22 protein-coding genes and 1 riboswitch are annotated in these 26,676 nt (G+C 68.6%); of the genes, 7 read left to right on the plus strand and 15 right to left on the minus strand.

The features are described from left to right. Positions 1–15: 15 nt before the first annotated feature. The 4 genes from H4F99_RS07095 to H4F99_RS07110 all read left to right on the plus strand — a co-directional run bounded on the left by H4F99_RS07095 (position 16) and on the right by H4F99_RS07110 (position 3,108). A complete protein-coding gene (locus tag H4F99_RS07095; protein WP_182669028.1) occupies positions 16–309 on the plus strand; it encodes a hypothetical protein in 294 nt (97 codons plus the stop codon). 40 nt (positions 310–349) lie between these two features. Continuing rightward, a complete protein-coding gene (locus tag H4F99_RS07100) occupies positions 350–1,075 on the plus strand; it encodes a fumarylacetoacetate hydrolase family protein (protein WP_182669029.1) in 726 nt (241 codons plus the stop codon). A gap of 54 nt (positions 1,076–1,129) precedes the next feature. Continuing rightward, entirely contained in the window at positions 1,130–1,543 is a 414-nt protein-coding gene (gene mscL, locus H4F99_RS07105) for a large-conductance mechanosensitive channel protein MscL (RefSeq protein ID WP_182669030.1), read from the plus strand. Positions 1,544–1,668: 125 nt separating this feature from the next. Next, positions 1,669–3,108 (plus strand): M28 family peptidase, encoded by a 1,440-nt coding sequence (locus tag H4F99_RS07110; protein WP_182669031.1) that lies wholly within the window; start codon positions 1,669–1,671, stop codon positions 3,106–3,108. 17 nt (positions 3,109–3,125) lie between these two features. Here the strand turns inward: H4F99_RS07110 and H4F99_RS07115 are convergent, their stop codons facing one another. The 15 genes from H4F99_RS07115 to H4F99_RS07185 all read right to left on the minus strand — a co-directional run bounded on the left by H4F99_RS07115 (position 3,126) and on the right by H4F99_RS07185 (position 20,496). Next, positions 3,126–3,791 carry a class I SAM-dependent methyltransferase gene (locus H4F99_RS07115; protein ID WP_182669032.1) on the minus strand — a complete coding sequence of 222 codons (666 nt, stop codon included), beginning with the start codon at positions 3,789–3,791 and terminating at the stop codon, positions 3,126–3,128. Positions 3,792–3,958: 167 nt separating this feature from the next. After that, positions 3,959–4,798, minus strand: coding sequence for a TrmH family RNA methyltransferase (locus H4F99_RS07120; protein WP_182669033.1), 840 nt, complete (start codon positions 4,796–4,798; stop codon positions 3,959–3,961). A 21-nt stretch (positions 4,799–4,819) separates the two neighbouring features. Beyond that, complete coding sequence (locus H4F99_RS07125) at positions 4,820–6,262, minus strand: amino acid carrier protein (RefSeq protein WP_182669034.1); 1,443 nt, start codon at positions 6,260–6,262, stop codon at positions 4,820–4,822. A gap of 131 nt (positions 6,263–6,393) precedes the next feature. Further along, positions 6,394–9,531: an efflux RND transporter permease subunit gene (locus tag H4F99_RS07130; RefSeq protein WP_182669035.1), complete on the minus strand. Its 3,138-nt coding sequence runs from the start codon at positions 9,529–9,531 to the stop codon at positions 6,394–6,396. 3 nt (positions 9,532–9,534) lie between these two features. Beyond that, the gene (locus H4F99_RS07135) at positions 9,535–10,671 is read right to left on the minus strand and encodes an efflux RND transporter periplasmic adaptor subunit (protein WP_182669119.1); all 1,137 of its coding nucleotides are present in this window, start codon (positions 10,669–10,671) and stop codon (positions 9,535–9,537) included. A 251-nt stretch (positions 10,672–10,922) separates the two neighbouring features. Then, positions 10,923–11,522 (minus strand): cytochrome c3 family protein, encoded by a 600-nt coding sequence (locus H4F99_RS07140; RefSeq protein WP_343064160.1) that lies wholly within the window; start codon positions 11,520–11,522, stop codon positions 10,923–10,925. 1 nt (position 11,523) lies between these two features. Then, positions 11,524–12,141, minus strand: coding sequence for a nitrate reductase cytochrome c-type subunit (locus H4F99_RS07145; protein ID WP_246371429.1), 618 nt, complete (start codon positions 12,139–12,141; stop codon positions 11,524–11,526). Positions 12,142–12,167: 26 nt separating this feature from the next. After that, complete coding sequence (gene napA, locus H4F99_RS07150) at positions 12,168–14,663, minus strand: periplasmic nitrate reductase subunit alpha (RefSeq protein ID WP_182669037.1); 2,496 nt, start codon at positions 14,661–14,663, stop codon at positions 12,168–12,170. Then, on the minus strand, positions 14,660–14,962 hold the full coding sequence (locus H4F99_RS07155; RefSeq protein WP_182669038.1) for a chaperone NapD: 303 nt from the start codon (positions 14,960–14,962) through the stop codon (positions 14,660–14,662). Before H4F99_RS07155 ends, napA begins: the two co-directional genes overlap by 4 nt. After that, positions 14,955–15,473 (minus strand): ferredoxin-type protein NapF, encoded by a 519-nt coding sequence (gene napF, locus H4F99_RS07160; RefSeq protein WP_182669039.1) that lies wholly within the window; start codon positions 15,471–15,473, stop codon positions 14,955–14,957. The genes H4F99_RS07155 and napF overlap by 8 nt, the downstream gene beginning before the upstream one ends. A 1-nt stretch (position 15,474) precedes the next feature. Continuing rightward, a complete protein-coding gene (locus H4F99_RS07165) occupies positions 15,475–15,654 on the minus strand; it encodes a periplasmic nitrate reductase, NapE protein (RefSeq protein WP_182669040.1) in 180 nt (59 codons plus the stop codon). Positions 15,655–15,829: 175 nt separating this feature from the next. Next, a complete protein-coding gene (locus tag H4F99_RS07170; RefSeq protein ID WP_182669041.1) occupies positions 15,830–16,840 on the minus strand; it encodes a class I fructose-bisphosphate aldolase in 1,011 nt (336 codons plus the stop codon). A gap of 208 nt (positions 16,841–17,048) precedes the next feature. Continuing rightward, positions 17,049–18,515, minus strand: a complete 1,467-nt coding sequence (gene pyk / locus H4F99_RS07175; RefSeq protein ID WP_182669042.1) for a pyruvate kinase — start codon at positions 18,513–18,515, stop codon at positions 17,049–17,051. Positions 18,516–18,673: 158 nt separating this feature from the next. Then, positions 18,674–19,321 (minus strand): HAD-IA family hydrolase, encoded by a 648-nt coding sequence (locus H4F99_RS07180; RefSeq protein WP_182669043.1) that lies wholly within the window; start codon positions 19,319–19,321, stop codon positions 18,674–18,676. Then, positions 19,321–20,496, minus strand: coding sequence for a phosphoglycerate kinase (locus H4F99_RS07185; RefSeq protein WP_182669044.1), 1,176 nt, complete (start codon positions 20,494–20,496; stop codon positions 19,321–19,323). Before H4F99_RS07185 ends, H4F99_RS07180 begins: the two co-directional genes overlap by 1 nt. A gap of 140 nt (positions 20,497–20,636) precedes the next feature. Then, a riboswitch (cobalamin riboswitch) is annotated at positions 20,637–20,875 on the plus strand. A gap of 366 nt (positions 20,876–21,241) precedes the next feature. Here H4F99_RS07185 and H4F99_RS07190 point away from each other — a divergent pair. The 3 genes from H4F99_RS07190 (at position 21,242) to H4F99_RS07200 (ending at position 26,666) form a co-directional block, all read left to right on the plus strand. After that, positions 21,242–23,578: a ribonucleoside-diphosphate reductase subunit alpha gene (locus H4F99_RS07190; RefSeq protein WP_220481078.1), complete on the plus strand. Its 2,337-nt coding sequence runs from the start codon at positions 21,242–21,244 to the stop codon at positions 23,576–23,578. Next, positions 23,575–24,588, plus strand: coding sequence for a ribonucleotide-diphosphate reductase subunit beta (locus tag H4F99_RS07195; protein WP_182669046.1), 1,014 nt, complete (start codon positions 23,575–23,577; stop codon positions 24,586–24,588). The genes H4F99_RS07190 and H4F99_RS07195 overlap by 4 nt, the downstream gene beginning before the upstream one ends. A gap of 371 nt (positions 24,589–24,959) precedes the next feature. After that, positions 24,960–26,666, plus strand: a complete 1,707-nt coding sequence (locus H4F99_RS07200) for a sensor domain-containing diguanylate cyclase (protein ID WP_182669047.1) — start codon at positions 24,960–24,962, stop codon at positions 26,664–26,666. Positions 26,667–26,676 lie beyond the last annotated feature (10 nt).

The raw sequence follows: 26,676 nt of genomic DNA on the forward strand, positions 1-26,676 counted from the left end.
TGTCAGACCCGTTGGATGTCCGCCCAGAGCTTCCGTTTCGACCCGACCTGGTTCCGTTCGCGCGTCAGCGCAGCCGCCTCTCCCCGCAAGCCGCGCCAGCGGTGGTTGCGTGCCGTCTTCGGAATCGTCGGGCTCGCCGTGCTGCTCGTCCTGGTGATGTTCAGCGTGGTGCTGGGTGCGGCGATGATCGCGGCGGGCCTGCTGTACCGCCTGTGGCGACGCCGCGGGCAACCGCTGGCACGGGACGCACGCGTGGTCGAAGGCGAGTATCGCGTGGTGGACGCGCCACGACTGCCGCGCGCCCATTGAATCCCCGCCGCCCCGCGGCGCCACACCGGAATCCCCCTGCATGGGCGACGTGATCCAGCCGCCGGCCCCCACGCGCATCCCCGTCTTCGCGGACGGCCGCGACACCGGCGATCGATTCCCGGTGCGCCGGGTGTACTGCGTGGGCCGCAACTTCGCCGACCATGCGCGGGAAATGGGCGCCAGCGCGCCGACGGACCCGTCCCGACGCGGTCAGCCCACGCTTTTCCTCAAGCCGGCGGATGCGATCGTGAACGGGGGCGACGTGCACTACCCCCCCGGCACCTCCGATCTCCACCACGAGGTGGAGCTGGTGGTGGCCCTCGGCGAAGATGCGCCACCCGAGCCGCTTTCCGCGGAAGCCGCAGCGAGGCTGGTATTCGGTTACGCGCTGGGCCTGGACCTGACCCGTCGCGACCTGCAGGCCGCCGCCAAGGCCAAGGGCCTGCCCTGGGATACCGGAAAATCCTTCGACGAGGCCGCGCCGGTCGGTCCGCTCGTGCACGCCACCCGCGCCGGTCCGCTGGCGGGTCGGCGCCTGTCGCTCGACGTCAATGGGACGACGCGCCAGCAGGGATCGCTCGACGACATGATCTGGAGCGTCACCGACATCCTCCAGTCCCTCTCCACGCTGTATGCGCTGCGGGCGGGCGACCTGGTGTTCATGGGGACGCCGGCCGGGGTCGGCCCGTTGCAGTCCGGCGACCACTACGAGGCGCGGCTCGATGGCCTGCCGCCGCTGAAGGGACGTATCCTGCCGCCGCGCTGACCTTCCGCCCCCGTTGGGGTAGCCTGTCGGTCCCCTCCAACGGTAGCGGCGCACATGGGCATGATCTCCGAATTCAGGGAATTCATCGCACGCGGCAACGTGATCGACCTCGCCGTCGCGGTGGTGATCGGCGCGGCGTTCGGCAAGATCGTCACCGCACTGGTCGACGGCATCATCATGCCGCTGGTCGGCGGCCTGACGGGAGGCGCCAGCGTCAGCGACTGGAAGTACGTGCTCACGCCCGCGAGCGTCGATGCCGCCGGGACTGAAGTCGCCGAGGTGGCCGTCGCGTACGGCGCCTTCATCCAGACGGTCATCGACTTCCTGATCATCGCCTTCGTGATCTTCCTGGTCCTGAAGGGCTACAACCGCCTGAAGAAGAAGGAAGAGGCCGCGGAGGAAGCCCCGGCCGAGCCGGCCGAGGAGATCGTGCTGCTTCGCGAGATCCGGGACGCGCTGAAGAAGTAAGCAGCAGGACAGCCCGCACCCGTCGGGCGTGGCCATGACTTGAGACACCCGGCCGGTGCCGCCGGGGTTGGTATGCTCGGCGTTTCGCCTGTTCCCGGCCACGGCCGGCTCCCGTGGAGACCCCGATGCGTTCGACCCTGCTGGCCCTGGCCGCCGCCCTGCTTGTCTCGGCCCCCCTCGCCACTTCGACGCTGCACGCCGGCGAAACCGAAACGTATGTCCCCGTCGAAGCCACGGACGTGGTCGCGGGCCTGCGCGAGCGCGCATTGGAGAGCGACCTGGGCTATCGCATCGTGGAGTCCCTGACCACCGAGGTCGGCCCACGCCTGGCCGGCAGCGAAGCCGATGCGCGCGCGGTCGAGTGGGCGACGGCGAAGTTCAAGGAACTCGGGTACGACAAGGTCTGGACCGAGCCGGTGACCTTCCCGAAGTGGGTGCGCCGCAGCGAGAGTGCCTCCGTACTCGGTGCGAACGCGCAGCCCTTGACGGTCACGGCCCTGGGCGGAAGCCCTGCCGGCACCGTCGAGGGCGAAGTGATCCGCTTCTCCGATCTGGATGCGCTGGAAGCGGCCCCTGCCGGCTCGCTGGCCGGGAAGATCGCCTTCATCGACTACCGCATGGAGCGCAGCCGTGACGGTTCCGGCTACGGCCCGGGCAGCCGCGTGCGCAGCCGCGGACCCTCGGCTGCAATACGCGCCGGCGCCATCGGCTACGTGATGCGCTCCGCGGGTACCGACTCCCATCGCAACCCGCACACCGGCATCACGCGGTTCGACGAAGGCCTGGTCCCGGTTCCCGCAGCCGCCCTGTCGGTCCCCGACGCCGACCAGTTGGCGCGGCTGCTCGCGCGCGGGCCGGCGCGCATCCGCCTTGCGCTCGATTGCGGCTGGGATGGCGAGTACACCTCCCAGAACGTCATCGGCCAGATCAATGGCAGCGAGCGGCCCGACGAGGTGGTGCTGATCGGCGGGCATCTCGACTCCTGGGACCTGGGCACGGGTGCCGTGGATGACGGCGCCGGTGTCGGCATCACCATGGCCGCGGGCGCCCTCATTGGCCAGATGCAGGTCCGTCCGCCGCGCAGCATCCGCGTGGTGGCGTTCGCGAACGAGGAGCAGGGGCTGTACGGCGGAAAAGCCTATGCCGAGGCCCACCTGGGCGAGATCCGCCAGCACCTGATCGGTGCGGAGAGCGACTTCGGCGCCGGTCGCATCTACGGGTATTCCAGCTCGGCACCCGCCTATGCAACACCGGCCGACACCGCGATCGCCGAAGCGCTGGCGCCGCTGGGGATCGAGCACCTGCCGGGCCAGGGCGGCCCGGGACCCGACATCTCGCCGTTCGCCGCCAAGGGGCTGGCCTGGGCGCGACTGGCCCAGGACGGCAGCGACTACTTCGACCTGCATCACACGCCGGATGACACTTTCGACAAGATCGACCCGGCGGCCCTCGCGCAGAATGTCGCCGCGTACGCGGTGTTCGCCTATCTGGCCGCTTCGGTCGAGAGCGCGGACGACTTCGGGTTCGGAAGCGCGCCCACGGCCGAGGCCGGCGACGGAAACTGACGCGCCCGCACGATGCGCTAGCGTCGTGCGTGGATCACCCACTGGCCCTGCGGGATTCCGTGCACCGGGTCCTGGACCCGGCACGCGTCGACCTGCGTGAACCCGGCATAGCGCAGGTCCTGCAGCAACTGCCAGCCGAAGTGATGGAAGCACGGGACGCCGCCGCTGAGCGGGTCACCGTGGAACTCGGGGATGCCCAGGTGCCGTACACGGCCATCCCCCGCCAGTTCGGCGATGCGCCGGTTGCCGGCCTGCATCTCGTAGAACGGGACGGTGAGCACCAGCGTCCCGCCCGGGCGCAGGACCCGTGCAAACTCACGGAGCGCGAGATCCGGCTGCGGAATGTGTTCGAGCACGTCGAGGCTGAGCACGCCGTCGAAACGCGCGTCCGGGTCGGCCAGCGCCGTCGCGTCGCCATGCCGCGCGAGTTCGAACGCACCCTGCCGCCACAGCCAGCCGGTCAGTCGCAACCGCTGCCACCCCGAGCGCAGGTATTCGCTTCCCACCAACCGCGTCCGGCGGCGCAATGCCAGGTGCAGGCGGCTGGCCTGCTCGGTGGACCGCACCGTGGCCCGGGCCGGGAGCGAACCCAGGGCGTCCAGCAACACCTGCGCGGCGGCCCGCTGGCGTGCGTTGCAGCCGCAGCCACGGCAGCCGAGCCCCTCGCGAAGGCCGTCCGCCATCCCATTGGCACCGGAATCAAAACCCCGTCCGGACCCACACAGGATGCAGGCGCCCGCCACGTGGGAACCCTCCAGCGCCTGCTGGATGGCCGCTGATTCGGCCGCTCGTACGCGCCCTGCGTCACGCGCCCAGTCTTCGAGCCCCCCCCATCGCATGGCGCCGGGACTCAGTGACGCATCCGCCACGCAGCCAGCATGACGGCCGTGGCGGCCGCCACGTTGAGGCTTTCCACCGCGCCCGTGCCCGGGACCGACAGCTGCAGATCGCAGGCCTGGGCGAAGTCGCGATCCATGCCGCTGCCCTCCGCCCCCATTACCAGCACGAGGCGTTCCGGGAGTACCGCGTCGAAGACGCTGCTCCCCCCGGCCACGACCGTCGCGGCCAGTTGGAAGCCGCCACCGCGCAACTGGGCCACGGCGTTTTCGGGACGCCCCATGCGGACCTCGGGCACCGCCTCCGCCCCGCCCTCGGCAACGCGGGACGCCGCCCCCGACAACGCGAGCGTCGAGTGCCGCGGCAGCAGGATGGCAGACGCCCCGAAGTGCGCAGCCGAGCGCAGGATCGCACCGTAGTTGTGGGGGTTGCCGACGCCATCGAGCCAGATCGCAAGGTGCGGGCCGGGCGCCAGCGACGCGAGCCAGTCCGTCAGGGCAAGGGCGGGCGGGCGCAGGACGTCCGCCACCACGCCTTCGTGGTGCCCGCTTGCCGCAAGCCGGCGGAGGTCGTCCTCGTCGACCACCCGATACCCCACGCGGTGGGCCGCGCACCATTTCAGCAGGGGCTGCAGATCGGGGATACGCGATTCGGCGAGGTAAAGCTTGCGCAGGGCGTCGGGACGCCTGGCGAACATCGCCCGCACGGCGTTGAGCCCGTACAGGCGCAGTTCGCGCGCCGTACCCGGTGCGTCGGGGGCGCCGGCGTCGGTCACCGGACGCTTCCCGGCGCGACCGGTGCGGTCGCGCTCTCGCCGGTTGCCACGCCCCCAGGGGGAGCCGGACTCAGCCATGGCCGACCGCGCCCCTGCGCGTCACTGCGAGGCCTTCCGTTCGGCCCAGAAATCCGCATTGCGGATACCCAGGGCTTCCGGGTCGAATTCCGGGTCCAGCCCCGCTTTCTTCTGCCGCTCATAGTCGCGCAGCGCGGCGAAGGCCGGCTTTTGCAGGATCAGGATGGCGATGATGTTCAGCCACGCCATCAGGCCAACGCCGATGTCGCCCAGCCCCCATGCCAGCGCCGCGCTCTTCACCGCCCCGTAGGCCACCGCGGCCATGATGCCAATGCGCAGCAGCAGGGTCAGCCACGGACGGTGCACGCGCCGGTTGATGTAGGTGACGTTGGTTTCCGCCATGTAGTAGTACGCCACGATGGTGGTGAAGGCGAAGAAAAGCAGGGCCAGCGCGACGAAGGGCGCCCCGAAGCCCTGGAGGAAGGTCTCGACCGCCGCCTGCGCGTATCCGGGACCGGCCTCCACCCCCGGCAGTTCGTTGACGATCATGCTGCCGTCCGGGGCCTGCACGTTGTACATCCCGGTCGACAGGATCAGGAAGGCCGTGGCCGAGCAGACCAGCAGGGTGTCGACATAGACGGAGAAGGCCTGCACGTAGCCCTGCTTCGCCGGATGCGAGACCTCGGCCGCGGCCGCCGCATGCGGGCCGGTACCCTGCCCGGCTTCGTTGGAATAGATGCCACGCTTCACGCCCCACTCCACCGCCAGGCCCGCCACCGCACCGAACGCGGCTTCGCGGCCGAAGGCGCTGTTGAAGATCAGCGCGACCATGTCGGGCAGCATCTGCACGTTCATGACCACCACGACCAGCGCGATGACCATGTACGCAGCGGCCATGAACGGCACCACCACCTGGGCGAAGTGCGCGATGCGCTTCACGCCACCGAAGATGATGAAGCCCAGTGCGAGCACCACCACCGTCGCGGTGATCCACGGCTCGATGCCCCACGCGGTCTGCATCCCCTGGGCGATGCTGTTGGCCTGCACGCCCGGCAGCAGCAGGCCGGTGGCGATGACCGTCACCAGCGCGAACAGCCAGGCGTACCAGCGCTGGCCCATCGCCTTTTCGATGAAGTAGGCAGGCCCTCCGCGGTACTGGCCCTTCTCGTCCTTCTCCTTGTAGATCTGCGCAAGCGTCGATTCCACGTAGGCCGTCGAGGCACCGAGGAAGGCCACGACCCACATCCAGAAGACCGCACCGGGACCGCCGAACGTGATCGCGGTGGCGACGCCGGCGATGTTGCCGGTGCCCACGCGTCCGGACAGGGACATCGCCAGCGCCTGGAACGATGACACGCCAGCCCGCGACGACTGCCCCGAGAACAGCAGCCGGATCATCTCGCCGAAACCGCGCACCTGCATGAAGCGGCTGCGTATCGAGAAATACAGCCCCGCGCCAAGGCACAGGTAGATCAGTGCGCGACTCCAGATGATGTCGTTGAGTGCCGTGACCAGTGCTTCCACCTAGCTCTCTCCCCAGAAAGGCCGCCGTGCGCGGCAAAACAGGGCGGTCGCCCCGAAACAGCGCCCACGATACCCGGAATCATGGAGGACGTGGACGGGCGGCGCCGGGGTGGCCCTGGGCGCCGCCGGCGTCAGGCCAGTCCGCCGGCCTCGGGCGTGTCGGCCTCCAGCGTCTCCAGCTCGTGCTTCACCGCGTCGGGCGAACGCGTGTACCTGGCCAGCAGCACGTAGAACACGGGCACGATGAACAAGGACAGCAAGGTGGAGAAGGAGACGCCGGCGATGACCACCACGCCAATCGTGGCGCGGCTGGCGGAACCGGGACCGCCGGCCAGCACCAGCGGCAGGGCGCCCGCGACGGTGGCGATCGAAGTCATCAGGATCGGACGCAGTCGCACCGTGGAGGATTCGACGATCGCCTCGTGGAGGCTGCGGCCGGCGTCGCGAAGCTGGTTGGCGAACTCCACGATCAGGATGCCGTTCTTCGCCGCCAGCCCCACCAGCATCACGATGCCGATCTGGCTGAAAAGGTTCAGCGTGCCTCCCGAGAGCGCCAGCCCGATCAACGCACCCAGCACACCCAGCGGCACCGTCAGCATGATGACGAAGGGATGGATGAAGCTCTCGAACTGTGCGGCCAGCACCAGGTACACGATGAGCAGCGCCATCACGAAGGTCAGCAGCACCGCGCTGCCCGCGTTCTGGTACTCCCGGGACTCGCCCTTCCAGTCGACCTGGGCGTACTCCGGCAGTTCTTCGTCGACCACCTGGTTGACCCATTCGATGGCGTCGCCCAGGCGATAGCCGTCGACCAGTCCCGCGCTGATGGTGATCGCACGCAGGCGGTTGAAGCGGTTCAGGCTGCCCGCCTCGGCCAGTTCGGTCAGTGTCACCAGGTTGGACAGGGGCACCAGTTCGCCATTGCGTGCACGCACCTGGATCGCCTCGAGGTCGGCCGGCGCGGCGCGTGCCGGACGGTCGGCCTGCACCACCACGTCGTACTCCTCGCCATCCTGGACGAACGTCGTGACGCGACGGCTGCCCATCATCGTTTCCAGCGCGCGCCCCACCGCCGACACGCTGACGCCGAGGTCGGCGGCCCGCTGGCGGTTGATCTGCACGCGCATCTGCGGCCGGGTCTCCTGGTAGTCCGAATCCGCGCCGTAGAGGTTGGGATTCCCGTCCATCCGTTCGAGGATGCGGTCGCGCCACTCCGCGAGCTGCTCGTAGTCGGGACCGCCGATCACCACCTGCAGCGGCTGTCCGCCACTGCGCACCAGTCCCGTCCGCACGCGCGGGAAGGCACGAACGCCGGTCAGCTTGTCGAGCTCGCCACGCAGCCCTTCCACCACGTCGTTGGTGCTGGCTTCGCGCTTGTCCCAATCCTGGAGGAACACGATCACGTTGCCCGTGTGCATTTCCTCGCTGGCGCCCCAGCCGCCCGGCACGCGGGTGTTGGAACGCTGGATCGGCCGGCTGGCATCGCCATCGGTGGCGATCTGGTCGGCCATCACGTCCTCGACCTGCTTGATCTGCTCCACCGTGTAGTCGAAGCCCGCGCCCTCCGGCCCGACCACCGAAACGAAGAAGACGCCCCGGTCCTCCGGCGGAGCCAGCTCCGAGGGCAGCCAGCGGAAGAGGCCATAGATGGCCACCAGCGACACCACCATCAAGGCGCCGAAGATCCATGGTCGCTCGACGCTCCGGTCGAGGAAGCGCCGGTAGCGCCCCGCCAGCCCGTCCAGCCTGGCGGTGATCCAGCGATGCACGCGGTTCGACTTTCCCTCGCTGTGCGGACGCACCAGTTTCGACGCCATCATCGGGCTCAACGTGAGCGCCACGAAGGCCGAGATCGCCACCGCGCTGGCAAGGGCAACGGAAAGCTCGCGGAACAGGCGGCCGGTGTTGCCTTCCATGAACCCGACCGGCAGGAACACCGCCACGAGCACCGCCGTCGTTGCGATCACCGCGAAAGCGACCTGGCGTGTTCCTCGCTTGGCGGCCACCAGCGGGGGTTCGCCGAGGTCGGTGCGACGCTGGATGTTCTCGAGCACCACGATCGCGTCATCCACGACGAGCCCGATGCACAGCACCAGCGCCAGTAGTGTCAGCAGGTTGATGGAGAAGCCAAAGGCGTACAGCGGAATGAACGCCGCCACCAGGCAGACCGGCACGGTGACCGCCGGGATCAGGGCCGCCCGGAAACTGCCCAGGAACAGCCAGATCACCAGCAGCACCAGCACGATGGCTTCGAACAGGGTGTGGTAGACGCGCTCGATGGCAGCTTCGATGAAGAGCGTGCTGTCGTAGGCGACGAAGATCTCCGTGCCCTGCGGCAGGCTGGGCTGGATGCGCTCCGCTTCCTCGCGCGCCGCCCGGGCAACCTCCAGCGCGTTCGCGGTCGAGGTCTTGTTGATGCCCAGTCCGATATTGGGCTCGCCGTTGCTGCGGTAGTACGCCCGGCGCTCGGCGGACGCCAGTTCAACCCGGGCGACGTCGCCCAACCGAACGACATACCCGTCGTCGCCCTTGCGCAGGGGGACCGCGGCGAAATCCTCGGGCGCCTGGTAGCTGCGCGCCAGACGGAGGGTGAAATCGCGTTCGCCGGACTCGATGCGCCCCGCGGGCAGTTCCACGTTCTCCGCGCGCAGCGCGTCCTCGACATCGTTCGCCGTGATGCCGCGCGCCGCCATCGCGTCGCGGTCCAGCCACACCCGCATCGCGTAGCGCTGCTGGCCACCGATGCGGACCGTGGAGACGCCGTCGAGGCTGGACAGGCGATCGACCACGTAGCGCTCGGCATAGTCGCTGAGCTCCAGCGGGTCCATCGTCGTACTGCGCATGTTGAGCCAGATGACGGTGTCGGAATCGCTGTCGGCCTTCTCGACCTCGGGCGGATCCGCCTCGTCCGGCATGCGGTCGGCCACGCCGCTGATGGCATCGCGCACGTCGTTCGCGGCCGCCTCGATGTCGCGCTCCAGGGTGAATTCGATCGTCACCGAAGCACGGCCATTGACCGAGCGGGAGGAAATGGTCTCCACGCCTTCGATGCCCGACAGCGCATCCTCCAGGATCTGGGTGACGCGGGTCTCGACCACGGCCGCCGAAGCGCCCGGGTAGGTCACGTCCACCGACACGATGGGCGGGTCGATCGCGGGAAGCTCCCGCAGCGTCAGCCTCGAGAAAGCCATCACGCCCAGCACGATGAGCAACAGGCTCATCACCGTGGCGAACACCGGGCGCCGGATCGACAGCTCCGAGAAATTCATGGGTCAGTCCTCGCGCTCGTCGGCGGATCCTTCGGCAGGCATCTCGACCGCCGCCTCCGTATCCTGGCGCGCACCGCCTTCCGTGATGCGGCTGCCCGGGCGCAACTTGCCGGTCCCGTCGATCACGATCCGGTCGCCCGCGGCAATCCCGTCCTCGACCTCGGCGAAGCCTTCGCGCCGCGCCCCGATCTGCACGTTCACCCGTTCCACCGTGTCGTCGTCCTTGACCCTGAACACATACGACGCATTGCCGATCTGCACGATGGCGATCTCGGGCAGCACCAGCGCCTCGCGCTCGGGCCGGCTCAGCACTACCTGCAACAGCATGCCCGGCCGCAGCGTGCGATCCGGGTTGTCGAAGTCCCCGCGCACCGTGACCGCGCGGGTCGCGGGGTCGATGCGCGCATCGATGGTGCTGACCACGCCCGGGAAATCCCGCCCCGGCCAGGCCTCGCTGTGCCCCGCGAGCGGCTGGCCGACCGCCAGGTGCGCGAGCTGCTGCTCGGGCACCGGGAAGTCGACGAACACACGGTGCGTGTCGTCCAGGGTCGCAATGGCCGTGCCCGGCGTCACCAGGGCGCCAGGGCTGACCTGGCGGATGCCGAGCACGCCCGCGAACGGCGCGCGGACCACGCGGTCGCTGATCTGGGCCCGGATCTGCGCCACGCGCGCGCGCGCCGCGTCACGGATCGCGCGCTGGGCGTCGAACTGGGAGGTGGCGATGAGCTTCTGCTCGATCAGCTCACCCTGCCGCTGGAACAGGCGGTCGGCCTCTTCGGCGGCGGCCAGCGCCTCGTTCAGCGCTGCCTGCTGCTGCTCGCCACTCAACGTCACCAGCGGAGCCCCTGCCGCGACCTCGTCGCCACTTTCGAAGTGCACCTGCTGGACCACTTCGCTGACCTTCGCGGTCACGGTTACCGATTCACGGGCCTTGACCGTTCCCAGGGCCTGGATGGTATCGCTCCAAGGCCGTGCCTCGAGCACCTGGGTGGTGACCGGCGTGGCCCGGGGCGCCTGTTCTCCATCACTGCCCGGCCCGGCCCCGCCGCATCCCGCCAGCACGCATCCCGCAAGCACCCACCCCACAAGCCACGGGGCGGCCGGCCGCCGCCATGGACCACGGCCCCTGCCGCCCTCCATGCGCGAGACGGTGAGGAAGGAGGCGAATCGGGAGACTGGGGGCATGCGGGACTCGATCACGGGCAGGCGGGCACAGGCAAACGGCAACGTTAGCCGCCCTTGTTAACGCCCGCCTGTCCCATAAGTTGACACCGGTGCACATCGCGATGCCGTGAGGACGGGGCCATACCCCGCAACGTGACGGCAATCGCATTGCGGATGGGACTGCCCGAGCCCGCCTTCCCCGGTGGCGCGCCCGCCGCGCGTGGCGCTCAGCCCTGCGGCACGCCGGACATGTCCGGCAGGTGGTGCGCGACGCCCTTGTGGCAGTCGATGCAGGTCTTCTCGCCGGTCCCCAGCCAGCGCTGGTGGATCTGTGCCGATCGTGGCGATTGGCGGGTCAGGTCCATCGAGTCGTAGTCGTGGCAGTTCCGGCACTCCAGCGAGTCGTTGGCCTTCAGCCGCGCCCATTCATGCGTGGCCAGGACCAGACGCTCGTCGAGGAACTTCTCGCGGGTGTTGATGGTGCCGAAGATCTTGCCCCAGACCTCCTTCGAGGCCTGCATCTTGCGCGCGATCTTGTCAGTCCAGTCATGGGGCACGTGGCAATCCGGGCAGGTCGCACGCACCCCGGAGCGGTTGTTGTAGTGGATGGTCGTCTTCAGCTCCTCGAAGACGTTGTCGTTCATCTCGTGGCAGCTGACGCAGAAGGTCTCGGTATTGGTCGCTTCCAGCGCCGTATTGAAGCCCCCCCAGAACATGATGCCGGCGATGAAGCCGCCAAGCGCCAGGAAGCCCAGGCTGAAATGCGTGCTCGGCTTGCGGAACGTGTCCCAGAAGCCCTTGGCCGCCGCTTTCGCGCGTGCCCACACGTCAGTGCGCCCCGTCGGCCACGGGCTGGCCTTCCGCCAACACCGTGTCGATGTCGATGAAGCCGTTGGCCACCAGCGGCTGCGCATCGGTCTGGACGACGTGGCACTGGTTGCAGAAATAGCGGCGCGGCGAAATGGTCGCGAGGAACTGGTCATCGCGGTCCATGTAATGGGTCACGCTAACCGGGGGCGCCTGGAAGTTGGCCGCGTTGTGCCTCGCATGGCAGAGCATGCAACGGTTGGTGTTCACCGAGACCTGGTAGTTGTCGATACTGTGCGGGATCGTCGGCGGCTGCATCGGGTAGGCGCGCTCGCGCTTGATGTCGACGTTCATCACCCGGGCCATCGGCAAGGGGGTACTTTCCTGGTCGACGGGGATCCCCCGGCGCATCGCATCGAGCTGCGGCCCGTGCGGCAGGACGTGCTCGGCGACCGGCGGTGGCGTGCCGGTCGCGGGCTCGACCCGTTCCTTGCGGTCACCGAGCTTGAACGACAGCGCGATGACGATGCCCAGCAACACCGCCACCGCGGCGGCAAGCACCAGGATCACCATCTGGACGCCGAGGGCGCCACCCTGCCTGGCAGCGGAGGTCGGTCCGGTCGCGCGTTGCTTCTGCATCGTCCTGTCTCCCTTTCCCGTCGCGGTCAGGCGGCCAGTACCTTGACGGCGCATTTCTTGTAGTCGGTCTGCTTGGAGATCGGGTCGGTCGCGTCCAGCGTGACCTTGTTGATCAGCTGAGCGGCGTCGAACCACGGCACGAACACCAGCCCGCGAGGCGGCCGGTTGCGCCCGCGCGTCTCCACCCGGGTGCGCATCTCGCCACGGCGCGACACTACCCGTACTTCGTCGCCCCGCTTCAGGCCCCGGTCGCGCGCGTCGTCCGGATGCATGAAGCAGACCGCGGACGGCACCGCGCGGTACAGCTCCGGCACGCGCATCGTCATCGACCCGGAGTGCCAGTGCTCCAGCACGCGTCCCGTGGACAGCCACAGGTCGTACTCCTCGTCCGGAACCTCGGGGGCCGGCTCATACGGCAGCGCCCAGATGATCGCGCGGCCGTCCTTGTGGCCGTAGAACTGGAAGCCCGCGCCCTCTTCGACGTAGGGGTCGGCCCCCTCGCGGTAGCGCCACAGGGTTTCCTTGCCGTCGACCACCGGCCAGCGCAGGCCACGCTCCCGGTGGTAGCGGTCGAAGGGCGCGAGGTCGTGGCCATGGCCGCGGCCGAACTCGGCGTACTCTTCGAACAGGCCCTTCTGCACGTAGAACCCGAAGGCGTCGGTCTCGTCGTTGGCATAGCCCGCCTCGACCCCATCGGCCGGGAATGCGTCGACCTTGCCGTTACGGAACAGCACCTCGAACAGGCTCTTGCCCTTGTATCCGGGATGGGCGGCGAGGATATCCGCCGGCCAGCATTCGTCGGTGGTGAAGCGTTTGGAAAACTCCATCAGCTGCCACAGGTCGGAGCGCGCCTCGCCGGGCGCATCCACCAACTGGTGCCAGAAATGGGTGCGGCGCTCGGCGTTGCCGTAGGCCCCTTCCTTCTCCACCCACATCGCCGTGGGCAGCACCAGATCGGCCGCCTGGCAGGTGACGGTGGGATAGGCGTCCGAAACGACGATGAAGTTGTCCGGGTTGCGGTAGCCCGGCCAGGTCTCCTCGCGCATGTTCGCGCCCGCCTGCATGTTGTTGTTGACCTGCACCCAGTACGCATTGAGCTTACCGTCGCGCAGCGCGCGATTCTGCGCGACCGCGTGGTAGCCCGGCTTCTCCTGGATGATGCCGTGCGGGATCTTCCAGATTTCCTCCGCGTGCGCGCGGTGTTCGGGATTGGTCACTTCCATGTCTGCAGGCAGACGATGCGCGAAGGTGCCCACCTCACGCGCGGTCCCGCAGGCCGAGGGCTGTCCGGTCAGCGAGAACGGGCTGTTGCCAGGGGTCGAGATTTTTCCGGTCAGCAGGTGGATGTTGTAGACCATGTTGTTGGCCCACACCCCGCGTGTGTGCTGGTTGAAGCCCATCGTCCAGAACGACATGACCTTGATGTCGGGGTCGGCGTACAGCTCCGCGAGCTGTTGCAGCCAGCCACGCTCGACGCCGCTCATCTCGACGGCCCGGTCGAGCGTGTACGGCGCGACGAAGGCGGCGAAGGCATCGAAGTCGATGTCCTCGCCCCCACCGGCATCCTTCGCGTGCGCGGCGGCGACCTCCAGCGGATGGTCCTCGCGCAGGCCGTAGCCGATGTCCTCGTTGCCCTTGCGGAAGCGCACGTGCCTGCGAACGAAATCCTCGTTGACGCGCCCGGTCCGGATGATGTGGTTGGCGATGTAGTTGAGGATCACCAGGTCGGTCTGCGGCGTGAACACCATCGGGATGTCCGCCAGCTCGAAGCTCCGGTGCTCGAAGGTCGACAGCACCGCCACCTTGACGTGCGGGTGCGACAGGCGCCGGTCGGTCACCCGCGTCCACAGGATCGGGTGCATCTCGGCCATGTTCGAGCCCCACAGCACGAAGGCATCCGCGGCCTCGATGTCGTCGTAGCAGCCCATCGGTTCGTCCATGCCGAAGGTGCGCATGAAGCCCACCGCTGCCGAGGCCATGCAGTGGCGTGCGTTCGGGTCGATGTTGTTGCTGCGGAACCCGGCCTTCATCAGCTTGTTGGCCGCGTAGCCTTCCCAGATCGTCCACTGGCCCGATCCGAACATGCCGACCGCTTCGGGGCCCTTCTCCTTCAACACGCGCTTGAACTGGGCGGCCATGACGTCGAAGGCCTCGTCCCAGGACACCGGCGTGAACTCGCCGTCCTTGGCATAGGCGCCATTCTTCTTGCGCAGCAGCGGCCGCGTCAGGCGATCGCTGCCGTACATGATCTTCGACAGGAAGTAGCCCTTGATGCAGTTGATGCCGCGGTTGACCTCGGCATGTACGTCGCCATGGGTGGCGACCACGCGCCCGTCCTTCACCGCCACGTTCACGCCGCATCCGGTGCCGCAGAAGCGGCACGGTGCCTTGTCCCACTTCAGGCCGGTGCGATCGCCTTCGAGCAATACCTCCTGCGCACCGCCGCCGGTCGACATGCCAGCGGCAACCGCGGCAGTGGCGACGGCACTGTTGCGGATGAATTCGCGACGGGTGATGGTCATGCGGGCACTCCGGGTCCGGACGGCGGCGCGGCCGCCTGTCCAAGGGGTTGATCCAGCGAATCGTCGGCTTCGACGTGGTGGTAGACGAGGGACACCTGCAGCACGCCATGCACGTCGCGGAGCTGGTCGATGCGCTCCATCAGCGCGCGCGGATCGTCGCTCTCGCACAGCACGATGCTGCGGCTGCCGTCGCGGCGCGCCAGCGACAGCTCCGCGTTTCCGTCGATGCACGCATCCAGCGCGGCCGCGGCCTCGACCCGGTGCTGCACGATGAAACTGGCGATATGCACGTCAGCCACCGGCCACCTCCGGGTTGCTGGTCAACAACGCGATGGCATCGACCGGACACGGCGCCACGCAAGCGCCGCATCCCGTGCAGGCCAAGGGATCCACGCGCGGCGTGCGCGCGCCTCCAAGGACCGGCGGCAGGCGGATCGCGCGCTCGGGACACGCGTCCTCGCAGACCTGGCAGGCCACCCCGTGGCGTGACAGGCAGGCATCACCCGGGGCGGCACGCACGGACCAGGGGGCCGCCCCGGCTTCAAGCCGCAACGCGGCCGGTTCGCAGGCGTCGACGCAAGCGGCGCAGAACGTGCATTCACCTGCATGGGGATCGAACACGGGATACCCGCCGTCGCCGCGCACCAGCACCTCTTCGGGGCATGCAGGGAGGCAGGCGTCGCAGCCGGTGCAGGTCTCGAGGAATCCGGGTTCGCCCAGCGCCCAGGGCGGTCGTACTGGCGTGGCACCGTCGAAGCGCCCGCGCAGCAGCGCGCGGCGTTGGAGATCGGGGGCGCAGGCGGTCGCCATGTCAGCCCGTCGGGGGTCCGTTGAAGATCTGCCAGATCCAGATCGCGAAGCCCATCGTCGCGACCAGGCCGATCGCGATCACCGGGAAGATCACCACGGTGATCAGCAGGAACACGGCCAGCTCCGACCGCTGCTCCTTCCGTTGCTCGGCCGTTCGGGCCTGGCTACCGGAGGTACCCATTGCGCTCCCTCTAGACGCCCTTGCGGGGATCGCCGGCAACCACCCCGCCGGCGGACTGGGACTGCGGCACCAGTCTATGACGGCCGCGTCGGCACCGCGTCAAGGATGCATGAAGGCCCGGAACGAAGAACGCCGGCACGGGGCCGGCGTTCCAGGGGACGCAGCGAAGGCGGGCTTACGCGGCCTTGACCCACTCGCCCAGCGCGGCCAGGCCGTTGTCGCGGGCACGCTCGAACACGGTCTTCTGCGCCGCGGCGACGTTGGCGGCGATGTCCTGCGACCACAGCTTCAGCGCGGCCTGCTGCATCGCGCGGCCGTACGAGAACGACAGCGGCCACGGGTTCGGGCCCATCCGGTTCATCATGTCGAGGTGGGCGGTCGCGGCTTCGTCGCTCTGGCCACCGGACAGGAACACGATGCCCGGCAGGGTCGCCGGCACGGTGGACTTCAGGCATTGCAGGGTCGCGGCGGCGACTTCCTCGACCGAGGCGTCATCCCCGCTGGTGGTGCCCGGCAGGACCATCGAGGCCTTCAGGATGGTGCCCTCGAGCATCACGTTGTGCTCGTACAGCGACGCGAACAGCGAGCGCAGGGTCACCTCGGTGACTTCGTAGCAGGTGTCGATGTCGTGGCTGCCGTCCATAATCACTTCCGGCTCGACCATCGGCACCAGGCCCTGCTCCTGGCACAGCGCCGCGTAGCGGGCCAGCGCATGGGCATTGGCGTCGATGCAGGTGCCGGAGGGGATGTCCTCGCCGATGTTGATGACCGCACGCCACTTGGCGAAGCGGGCACCCAGCTTGTAGTACTCCTCCAGGCGCGCACGCAGGCCATCAAGGCCTTCGGTGACCAGCTCGCCCGGGCAGCCGGCCAGCGCCTGGGCGCCCTTGTCGACCTTGATGCCCGGGATGATGCCGTTGTCGGCCATGTACTTCGCGAACGGCACGCCGTCCTTCGTCGACTGGCGCAGGGTCTCGTCGAACAGGATCGCGCCGGAGATATAGTCGGACAGCTTCGGCGTGGTCAGCAGCAGCTCGCGGTAGGCGCGGCGGTTCTCTTCCGTGTTCTCGACGCCGACGCCGGCGAAACGCTTGGCGATGGTGCCGGTCGACTCGTCGATCGCGATGATGCCCTTGCCCGGGGCGACCATGGCCAGGGCGGTTTCGGCAAGCTGTTCGATGCTCATGGGGTTCCTGCGGGAGCGGGTGGGAAGCCCGCCATTATAGACCTCGCCGACGCCCGTCGGGACGGGCAATCAAGGACTTGCAGGGGCCACACCCCGGAATCCAATACCAGTTGCAGCCCAGCCCGTCTGAACCGGTCCCGCCCATACGTCCTTCGTGGTCGTGGGGATGCCGGGAAGCCGGACAGGTACGTCGCTGGTATGCCTTTGGCTAGAGCTCGCCGAGACCGACGGCCTGCCCGTCCGGACCGACCTCGAGCAGGCGCAGCGTATTGGTGGAGCCACGGTGCTCCATGCGCTCGCCACTGGTGAACACCACGCGTTCGCCGGCCTGCAGGCCACCGACCCTGACGAGCCGCTCGATGGCGCCACGGCCGGCCTCGCCCGGCGTCTGGCCGCGGCTGTCGTAGTCGATCGGGAACACGTCGCGCATCATCGCCATGCGCCGGCGCGCACCGGCATGGCGCGAGAACGCGTAGATCGGCACGCCCGACCGGAAGCGCGAGAGGAAGCGCGCGGTGCCGCCCGATTCGGTCATCGCGACGATCGCGCGGATGCCGATGTGCTCGGTCAGGAACATCGTCGCCATCGCGATGGCCTGGTCGACGCGCTGCAGGTTGCGCGGCGCGGCCTCGAAATCGGTGTCGTGCGAGAACTGGCGCTCGGCGCCGAGGCAGATGCGGACCAGCGCCTCGACCGCCTTGACCGGATAGCGGCCGGCGGCGGACTCGGCGGACAGCATCACCGCGTCCGTGCCGTCGATCACCGCATTGGCGACGTCCAGCACTTCGGCGCGCGTGGGGATCGGGCTTTCGACCATCGACTGCAGCATCTGCGTCGCGGTGATCACGACCTTGCTGCGCTCCAGCGCGACCTTGATGATCTTCTTCTGCAGGCCAGGCAGCTCGGCGTCGCCGATCTCCACGCCCAGGTCGCCGCGCGCGACCATCACCACGTCGCTCGCATCGACGATCTCGACCAGGTTCTCGATGGCCTCGGCGCGCTCGACCTTGGCGACCATCGCCGCCTCGCTGCCTGCCTCGCGGGCGACGCGGCGCGCCTCCTCCATGTCCTCGGCGTTGCGGCAGAACGACACCGCGATGAAATCGGCACCGGCTTCCGCGGCGACCTTGATCAGCTCGCGGTCGCGTTCGGTCAGCGCGCCCAGCGACAGGCCGCCGCCCAGCTTGTTGAGGCCCTTGCGGTCCGACAGCACGCCGTCGTTGAGCACGGTGCAACGGATGCGCGCGCCCTCGACGCTGTCGACGCGCAGCTGCATCAGGCCGTCGTCCAGCAGCAGGGTGTCACCCGGCGCGACGTCCTGTGGGAGCTCGAGGTAGCTCACGCCGACTTCGGTGTTGCTGCCAGCCGGTGCGTCCTCGCTGGCGATCAGGTCGAAGGGGTCGCCGGCGCTCAGTTCGACCTTGCCTTCGGCGAAGCGCTCGATGCGGATCTTCGGGCCTGGCAGGTCGGCGAGGATGCCGACTTCGACGCCCACCCGGCAGGCCGCGGCGCGCACCGCTTCCGCGCGCGCCAGCTGCGAGGACGGGTCGCCATGCGAGAAGTTGAGGCGGACGACGTCGACACCGGCCTTGAGCAACCTGTCCAGCATGCCCGGCGGGTCGGTGGCGGGGCCGAGGGTGGCGAGGATCTTGGTGCGGCGCTGCTGGTCGGTCATCGGGCATCTATCGGGCATTGAACCCGGCGACGCTAGCACAGCATGGCGACGCCCTTGGGTGCGCCGCGGAAAAAAGCGAAAGTGGTATGCAATGTCCGCGGTCAAAACAGACCACGCCGGCGCCCGGCCCCTGCTCGCGGCGCGACGGGCGCGCGGCGCTAGGCCAGCAGTGCCGCCAGTTCGCCCGGGGTCGACGCCAGTCGGGCCGCGCCGGCCTCGCGCAGTTCGGCCTCGCCACCGAACCCCCAGAGCACGCCGATGTTGCGCATGCCGTGGTGGCGCGCGCCTTCGATGTCCATCCGCCGGTCGCCGATCATCCAGCAGTCGCCGGCATCGAGCCCCAGCCGCGCCAGCGCCTCGGCGATGAGTTCCGGCTTGTCGCTGCGCGTGCCACAGGGCGTTGCGCCGATGACGTCCTCGAACAGGCCGCCGAAGGGCAGGTGCTCGACGATTCTGCGCGCATGCGGCTCGTTCTTTGCGGTCACGACCGCGAGCCGGTGGCCGCGGGCGTGCAGTGCTTCCACGGTCCCGGCGATGCCCGCGTAGACCGTGTGCTCGGTCCAGCCGACCTGTTCGAAACGATCGCGGTAATGTTCGACCGCCGCCTCGACCTCGGCAGCGTCCTCGAACAGCGGACCGAAGCTGGTGCGCAGCGAGGGGCCGATCCAGCGGCGCAGCGCCGCGTCGTCCGGCACCGGCCGCTGCATCGCGTTCAGTGCATGCGCGACGCAGCGGGTGATCCCGTCCGCCGAGTCGATCAGGGTGCCGTCGAGGTCGAAGAACAGCGTCGGGCGCGCGTCGCCCATCAGGCCGCGCGCGCCTTGAGTGCGGCGACCGCCGGCAGCTCCTTGCCTTCCAGGAACTCGAGGAAGGCGCCGCCACCGGTGGAGATGTAGCCCACGTCATCGGCGATGCCGTACTTGTCGACCGCGGCGAGCGTGTCGCCACCGCCCGCGATCGAGAAGGCCTGGCTGGACGCGATCGCGCGTGCCAGCGCCTCGGTGCCGTGGCCGAAGGCGTCGAACTCGAACACGCCGACCGGACCGTTCCACACGACGGTGCCCGCCTCCGCGATCAACGCGGCATAGGCCTTCGCGGTCTCCGGACCGATGTCGAGGATCATGTCCTCGGCACCCACCGCATCGACCGGCTTGACCGTCGCAGGCGCATCGGCGGCGAAGGCCGGCGCGACGACCACGTCGGTCGGCAGCGGGATGCTCGCACCGCGGGCGTTCGCGTCGGCCATGATCTGCTTCGCGGTACCGACCAGGTCCATCTCGACCAGCGACTTGCCGACGCTGTGGCCCATCGCGGCGATGAAGGTGTTGGCGATGCCGCCGCCGACGATCAGCTGGTCGACCTTGCCCACCAGCGAGGACAGCAGCTCCAGCTTGGTGCTGACCTTGGAACCGGCAACGATCGCCAGCAGCGGGCGCGCCGGCTTGTCGAGCGCCTGGGCCAGGGCGTCAAGCTCGGCCATCAGCAGCGGGCCGCCCGCGGCGAGCTTCGCCGCGCGGATGACGCCATGGGTGGAGGCCTGCGCGCGGTGCGCGGTGCCGAATGCATCCATCACGAAGACGTCGCACAGCGCGGCGTACTGCTTCGACAGGGCCTCGTCGTCGGTCTTCTCGCCGACGTTCATGCGGCAGTTCTCCAGCAGGACCAGCTGGCCCGGCGCCACGTCGACGCCGTCGACCCAGTCCTTGACCAGCGGCACGTCGATGCCGAGGAGCTCGGACAGGCGCGCCGCGACGGGCGCCAGCGAATCGGCCTCGCTCCACTGGCCCTCAGTCGGGCGGCCGAGGTGCGACGTGACCATCACCGCGGCCCCCTTCTCGAGCGCCAGGCGCATCGTTGGCAGGGCCGCAAGGATGCGCTGCTCGGAGGTGATCCGGCCGTCGCTGATCGGCACGTTGAGGTCTTCACGGATCAGCACGCGCTTGCCGGCGAGGTCGAGGTCGGACATGCGGAGGATGGACATGGGGGCTCCTGGCAGGACGAGGGGCGCGGAACGCGCATAGCCCCTTATTGTCGGGCTGGCTGGAGTCATGGGCAAATCCGCTCCAATTTGGCGGACACAGGAGCAAGCCCAAGATATGGGGTTGACGGAACACCGGAACGGTATATGTTGTGCATGTCGGTGCCGCCGCCGCAGGCAATGCCTGGGCGATGGCTTAAAAGGGAAGTCCGGTGCGGTGTCGCCCTGCAGGCGCACCCAGGCCGGCGCTGCCCCGCAGCGGTAGTGGAAACGACCGCCGTCATTGCACTGGACACCACGTGTCCGGGAAGCGACGGCCAGTAGGAGGCGCCCCGGGCGCCGCGTCCAGAGCCCGAAGACCTGCCGACAGCCGCGCGAAGCACGCCGCGCGGTGACCGGCCAGGGAGTCTCCGGGGGGAGACGGTCGGTGTCGCGGCATGCGGCGGTCGCCCGACCGCCGCCCCGGGGTCCGTCTCGGCCCCTGCGACACCCCCGCTCCACCCTGTGGATTCCGCGCCCGCGGGGGCGTGGCGGGGCGACGGCACAGGCCGTGGCGCCACCAGACCCCCGTGCGCCGTCCCCGAGGGAGGGATGGCGACCCGTGCGTCCTGCATTGGAGCCTGCCATGACCACCGCCACACCCGACGCCCCGGCCGCCAGGGCCGCAGACGCGCCCACCCGCCCCGCGGCAGCGTCCAGCGAGGCCAGCCCGGGGTTCGCCCTGACGCCCCCGGCCGCCAACCTGACCATGACGGTCACCAAGCGCAACGGGCGTCGCGAACCGGTCGACCTGAACAAGATCGTCCGCGCGGTGACACGCTGCACCGAAGGCCTCTATTCGGTCGACCCGATGCGCGTCGCCACCCGGACCATCTCCGGCCTGTACGACGGCGCGACCACCCGTGAACTGGACGAGCTGTCGATCCGCACCGCCGCGCTGCTGACCGCCGAGGAGCCCGAGTACGGTCGTTTGGCCGCGCGCCTGCTGTCCGGCGTGATCGAGAAGGAAGTCGCGGCGATCGACATCAACGCGTTCTCGCAGTCGGTGCAGCGCGGCCATGAGCTGGGCGTCATCAACGACCGCCTGCTCGATTTCGTGCAGGCCAACGCCCGCAAGCTCAACGGTGCGATCGACAACGCCCTGAGCAACCGCTTCGACTACTTCGGCCTGCGCACCCTGTACGACCGCTACCTGCTGCGCCACCCGACCGCGCGCACGGTGATCGAGACGCCGCAGCAGTTCTTCCTGCGCATCGCCTGTGCGCTGACCGAAGACGTCGGCGACGCGCTTGCGCTCTACCGGAAGATGGCGCAGCTCGACTACATGCCGTCCTCGCCGACGCTGTTCAACTCCGGCACGACCCACGAACAGTTGTCCAGCTGCTTCCTGCTCGACTCGCCGGAGGACTCGCTCGAGAGCATCTACAAGCGCTACATGGACGTGGCCAAGCTGAGCAAGTTCAGCGGCGGCATCGGCCTGAGCTACACCCGGATCCGGTCGCACGGTTCGCTGATCCGCAGCACCAATGGCCTGAGCAACGGCATCGTGCCGTGGCTGAAGACGCTCGACGCGTCGGTCGCCGCGGTCAACCAGGGCGGCAAGCGCAAGGGGGCCGCCTGCGTGTACCTGGAGCCCTGGCATGCCGACGTCGAGGAATTCCTGGAGCTGCGCGACAACACCGGCGACGAGGCGCGCCGCACGCACAACCTGAACCTCGCCAACTGGATCCCGGACGAATTCATGCGCCGGGTCGAGGCCGACGCCGACTGGTCGCTGTTCGACCCCTACAAGGTGCCGCAGCTGACTGACCTGTGGGGCGATGCCTTCGACACCGCCTACCGCGCGGCCGAGGCGTCCGGCCTGGCGAAGAAGCAGGTCAAGGCGCGCGAACTGTACGCGCGGATGATGCGCTCGCTCGCGCAGACCGGCAACGGTTGGATGAACTTCAAGGACAAATCCAACCGCGCGTGCAACCAGACCCTGCGCGAGGGCAACGTGGTGCACCTGTCCAACCTGTGCACCGAGATCCTCGAGGTCACCTCGCAGGACGAGACCGCGGTCTGCAACCTCGGCTCGATCAACCTGTCGCACCATGTGGAGCTGTTCGAGGAAGGCCCGGTGCACGGCAAGGACGGGCGCTTCGACTTCGAAAAGCTCGCCGAGACCGTGCGCCTGGCCGTGCGCCAGCTCGACCGCGTGATCGACCTGAACTTCTACCCGATCGAGACGGCGCGCCGCTCCAACATGAAGTGGCGGCCCGTCGGGCTCGGCACGATGGGCCTGCAGGACGTGTTCTTCAAGTTGCGCCTTCCCTTCGATTCGCAGCCGGCCCGCCAGCTCTCCCGCGAGATTGCCGAGCACATCTACTTCCACGCGCTGTCAGCCTCCAACGAGATCGCGATGGAACATGGCCGCCACCCCGGCTTCGACGACACCCGCGCCTCGCGTGGCGAGCTGCAGTTCGAGGCCTGGAGCGTCGAGCCTTCGGCCGCGCTCGACTGGGACGGCCTGCGCGCACGCATCGGCGAGCATGGCCTGCGCAATGCCCTGCTGATCGCGATCGCGCCCACCGCGACCATCGCGTCGATCGCCGGCTGCTACGAATGCATCGAGCCGCAGGTCTCCAACCTGTTCAAGCGCGAGACGCTGTCGGGCGACTTCATCGTGGTCAACCGCTACCTGGTCGAGGAGCTCAAGCAGCTCGGCCAGTGGACACCGGAGCTGCGCGACCGGATCAAGATGGCGGAGGGCTCGATCCAGGGCATCGACGCGATCCCCGAATCGCTGCGGCAGGTCTACCGCACCGCCTGGGAACTGCCGATGCGCTCGCTGATCGACATGGCCGCCGACCGCGGCGCATTCATCGACCAGAGCCAGTCGCTGAACCTGTTCATCGAAAGCCCGAACATCGGTCAGCTGTCCTCGATGTACATGCACGCGTGGAAGAAGGGCCTGAAGACAACCTATTACCTGCGCTCACGCCCGGCGACGAAGATCGCCAAGTCCACCGTCAGCAGCGTCGCCCCGGCCGAGGCCGTCGCCTGCTCGCTCGAGAACCCCGAAGCCTGCGAGGCCTGCCAATGAGCCACGACGCCCACCTGCTCGACCCGGGCTTCGACCTGACCCTGCGGCCGATGCGCTACCCGCAGTTCTATGAGATGTACCGCGACGCGATCCGCAACACCTGGACGGTCGAGGAAGTCGACTTCTCGCTGGACGTGAACGACCTGCGCCACAAGTTCGGGCCGGCGGAGCAGCACCTGATCGAGCGCCTGGTCGCCTTCTTCGCCACCGGCGACTCGATCGTCGCCAACAACCTGGTCCTCAACCTCTACCAGCACATCAACGCGCCCGAGGCGCGCATGTACCTGTCGCGCCAGCTCTACGAGGAAGCGCTGCACGTGCAGTTCTACCTGACCCTGCTCGACACCTACCTGCCCGACCCGGTGGCGCGCGCGAAGGCCTTCGCGGCGGTGGAGAACATCCCGTCGATCCGCGCCAAGGCCGATTTCTGCTTCAAGTGGATGGACTCGATCCAGGGGCTGCAGCGCATCGAGACCGTCGAACAGCGCAGGCAGTTCCTGCTGAACCTGATCTGTTTCGCCTGCTGCATCGAAGGCCTGTTCTTCTTCGCCGCCTTCGCCTACGTCTACTACCTGCGTTCGCGCGGGCTGCTGCATGGCCTGGCCTCGGGGACCAACTGGGTGTTCCGCGACGAAAGCTGCCACATGGCCTTCGCCTTCGAGGTGATCGCGACGGTGCGCAAGGAAGAGCCGGCCCTCTTCGACCCGGAACTGAAACAACAGGTCGTCAGGATGCTGGAGGAGGCGGTGGACTGCGAGATGCAGTTCGCCCAGGACGTGCTGTCCGGCGGCGTGGTCGGCCTTTCGCTGAAGGACATGCGGCAATACCTCGAGTATTGTGCCGACCAGCGCCTGTCCCAACTCGGCCTGCCACGGCGTTTTGGCGCCAGCAACCCCTTCGGTTTCATGGACCTCCAGGATGTCCAGGAAGTCACCAACTTCTTCGAGCGCCGCGTGTCCGCCTACCAGGTCGGCGTAAGCGGCGAAGTGGCCTTCGATGCGGCATTCTGACGTAATAATGGAGGCCCGCCACATCGGACGTGGGGGTGCGGTGGCAGGACGCCACCGGGCAGGATGCCAACCGGCAGGAGCCCCATGGCGACACGGTTGTCGCCATCAAAGGCAGGATGCCACCAAGGAAGCGGAACATCCCCTGTTCCAACGGCACGACTGGCGGCACGGATGCCGCCCCGCGTCGGCGACGGCAACGCGCATGCCGCCTTGCGGCCATGGCGCTATCTTGACGTGGCGGGGCGTCTGTACCTCACGGTCCGTTCGAGACGCCTGTCACATCAATGACAGCATGGGGAATCGCCTGATTGTGGGCCTTTCGGCCTCGGCGGTAATTTAAGGGGTTCATCCACAGGGGGTGTGATGCATCCTTGGCCCACTCTGCCCGCCAATGGAGTCTGCGTCGCCGTTTCACGCGCTTGCTGCTCTTCGCCGCGCTGGTGCCCGCGCTGGCGTTCAGCGCCGTCTTGCTGTGGCAGCAGTACCGGGGTGACCGGCAGGCGCTGGGCCAGCGCACCGCCCTGTCGGCAAGCCTGACCGCGAACGGCATCGACGAGTTCATCCAGAGCCGGCTGTCCGCGGTCCAGTTGATCGCACAGACCGGCGACCCACCGTTGGCGCAGTGGGACAACCGGCTGGTCACGCTCAGACGGGCCTACCCCGGGCTGAGCAGCGCGATTGCCGTGGACACCGATGGCTGGATCCAGGCGGCGTCGCCGCTCCCGTCACCCGATGCCTTGAAATCACCCGCTGCCAACGTGAGCGATCGCGACTACTTCCAGTCGGCGTTCCGCACACGGCGTTCGCATGTGTCCGACGCGTTCCATGGACGCGTGGTCAGCAGCGAGCCGCTGGTGGCGGTATCGACGCCCATCGTGCGGGACGAAAGGCTGTTGGGCGTCCTGTCCGCGTCCATCCACGTGGAAACCTTCGTCCGCCAACGCAGCGATGCCTTCCACGCAGCGGGCTACGAAATGCTTTTGCTCGACCGTCGCGACCGGGTGATCCATGCAACCCCGGGCCTGCCCTACGGGTTTCTCGACCAGGTGACGGACGCCCGCCTCCTGTTGCCGGTCGACGCCGAGCCGCACCAGGCGCAGACGCGCTTCCAGCGCAATGTGTTCGATGGCAGCAATGCCTACATCGCGCGCACGCGTCTGCGCACGGGCTGGACGCTGGTGCTGTTCGCGCCGGACCGTCCGGTGCTGATGTCGGTGGGCCAGAGCAGCCTGGCGCTGTTCGCGGTGCTGCTTCTGGTCAGCCTCGGCATCCTTGCCGCCACCTGGCTCCAGTTGCGCGCCCTGGCCCGCGGCACCGGACGCCTGCTGGATGGCCTGCGCCACTTTGCGCTGGGCTCGCGCGTGCAGCTGGACGACAGCGGCACCCTGCCCCACGAGCTCCAGCCGGTCGCCGACGCCATCGGCGACCTGTCCGGCCGCCTCAACGATGCGTATGCCGAACTCAGCCAGGCGCTCGACTCGCAGCGCGGCCTGGCCGCCTCCCTGCAGCGGGTGGTCGACGAGCGCGACCAGGAGATCGCCGACCGGACCGTCGAATTGCGCGAGGCGGTCGCGGAGCTGGAGACGGTCGCCAGCATCGATGCCCTGACCGGTGCCCTGAACGTGCGCGGGTTCCGCCGCGAGACCGGTGCGCTGCTGGAAAGCATGGAGTACGCCCGGACGCCTGTCGGCGCGATGATCATCGACGTCGATCACTTCAAGGCGTACAACGACCGCTATGGACACCCGGCGGGCGACACGGTGCTCAAGCGCATCGTGGGCATCCTGCAGGGCCTGTTGCGGGGGCCCGGCGACGTCATCGCGCGGGTCGGTGGCGAGGAGTTCGCCGTCCTGTTGCGCGATGCAGATGCGAAGTTGACGGTCGAAGTGGCCGAACGCCTGTGCAGCGCGGTATGGGACGCAGCCATGCCGCACGCCAGCGGCGTCGACGGCCGCGTCACCATCAGCATCGGCGTTGCCGCCCAGCCCTCGCCCGAATACATGGACCGGCTGTTGTCGCAGGCCGACGAGGCGCTCTACCGCGCCAAGCGGAACGGACGCAACCGGGTCATGCGCTGAAACCCGGCGT

This window comes from Marilutibacter penaei, assembly GCF_014145395.1.
Taxonomy (GTDB): domain Bacteria; phylum Pseudomonadota; class Gammaproteobacteria; order Xanthomonadales; family Xanthomonadaceae; genus Marilutibacter; species Marilutibacter penaei.

What these genes read in the sequence shown, in the direction of transcription:
- H4F99_RS07190 (WP_220481078.1), top strand. Translation starts at nt 21,242, where the DNA reads ATGACGGTCACCAAGCGCAACGGGCGTCGCGAACCGGTCGACCTGAAC.
- H4F99_RS07115 (WP_182669032.1), bottom strand. Translation starts at nt 3,791, where the DNA reads ATGGCGGACGGCCTTCGCGAGGGGCTCGGCTGCCGTGGCTGCGGCTGC.
- napA (WP_182669037.1), bottom strand. Translation starts at nt 14,663, where the DNA reads ATGACCATCACCCGTCGCGAATTCATCCGCAACAGTGCCGTCGCCACT.
- H4F99_RS07110 (WP_182669031.1), top strand. Translation starts at nt 1,669, where the DNA reads ATGCGTTCGACCCTGCTGGCCCTGGCCGCCGCCCTGCTTGTCTCGGCC.
- H4F99_RS07170 (WP_182669041.1), bottom strand. Translation starts at nt 16,840, where the DNA reads ATGAGCATCGAACAGCTTGCCGAAACCGCCCTGGCCATGGTCGCCCCG.
- H4F99_RS07165 (WP_182669040.1), bottom strand. Translation starts at nt 15,654, where the DNA reads ATGGGTACCTCCGGTAGCCAGGCCCGAACGGCCGAGCAACGGAAGGAG.
- H4F99_RS07195 (WP_182669046.1), top strand. Translation starts at nt 23,575, where the DNA reads ATGAGCCACGACGCCCACCTGCTCGACCCGGGCTTCGACCTGACCCTG.
- H4F99_RS07130 (WP_182669035.1), bottom strand. Translation starts at nt 9,531, where the DNA reads ATGAATTTCTCGGAGCTGTCGATCCGGCGCCCGGTGTTCGCCACGGTG.
- H4F99_RS07180 (WP_182669043.1), bottom strand. Translation starts at nt 19,321, where the DNA reads ATGGGCGACGCGCGCCCGACGCTGTTCTTCGACCTCGACGGCACCCTG.
- H4F99_RS07135 (WP_182669119.1), bottom strand. Translation starts at nt 10,671, where the DNA reads ATGGAGGGCGGCAGGGGCCGTGGTCCATGGCGGCGGCCGGCCGCCCCG.
- H4F99_RS07100 (WP_182669029.1), top strand. Translation starts at nt 350, where the DNA reads ATGGGCGACGTGATCCAGCCGCCGGCCCCCACGCGCATCCCCGTCTTC.
- H4F99_RS07120 (WP_182669033.1), bottom strand. Translation starts at nt 4,798, where the DNA reads ATGGCTGAGTCCGGCTCCCCCTGGGGGCGTGGCAACCGGCGAGAGCGC.
- mscL (WP_182669030.1), top strand. Translation starts at nt 1,130, where the DNA reads ATGGGCATGATCTCCGAATTCAGGGAATTCATCGCACGCGGCAACGTG.
- H4F99_RS07145 (WP_246371429.1), bottom strand. Translation starts at nt 12,141, where the DNA reads ATGCAGAAGCAACGCGCGACCGGACCGACCTCCGCTGCCAGGCAGGGT.
- H4F99_RS07185 (WP_182669044.1), bottom strand. Translation starts at nt 20,496, where the DNA reads ATGTCCATCCTCCGCATGTCCGACCTCGACCTCGCCGGCAAGCGCGTG.
- H4F99_RS07095 (WP_182669028.1), top strand. Translation starts at nt 16, where the DNA reads ATGTCCGCCCAGAGCTTCCGTTTCGACCCGACCTGGTTCCGTTCGCGC.
- napF (WP_182669039.1), bottom strand. Translation starts at nt 15,473, where the DNA reads ATGGCGACCGCCTGCGCCCCCGATCTCCAACGCCGCGCGCTGCTGCGC.
- pyk (WP_182669042.1), bottom strand. Translation starts at nt 18,515, where the DNA reads ATGACCGACCAGCAGCGCCGCACCAAGATCCTCGCCACCCTCGGCCCC.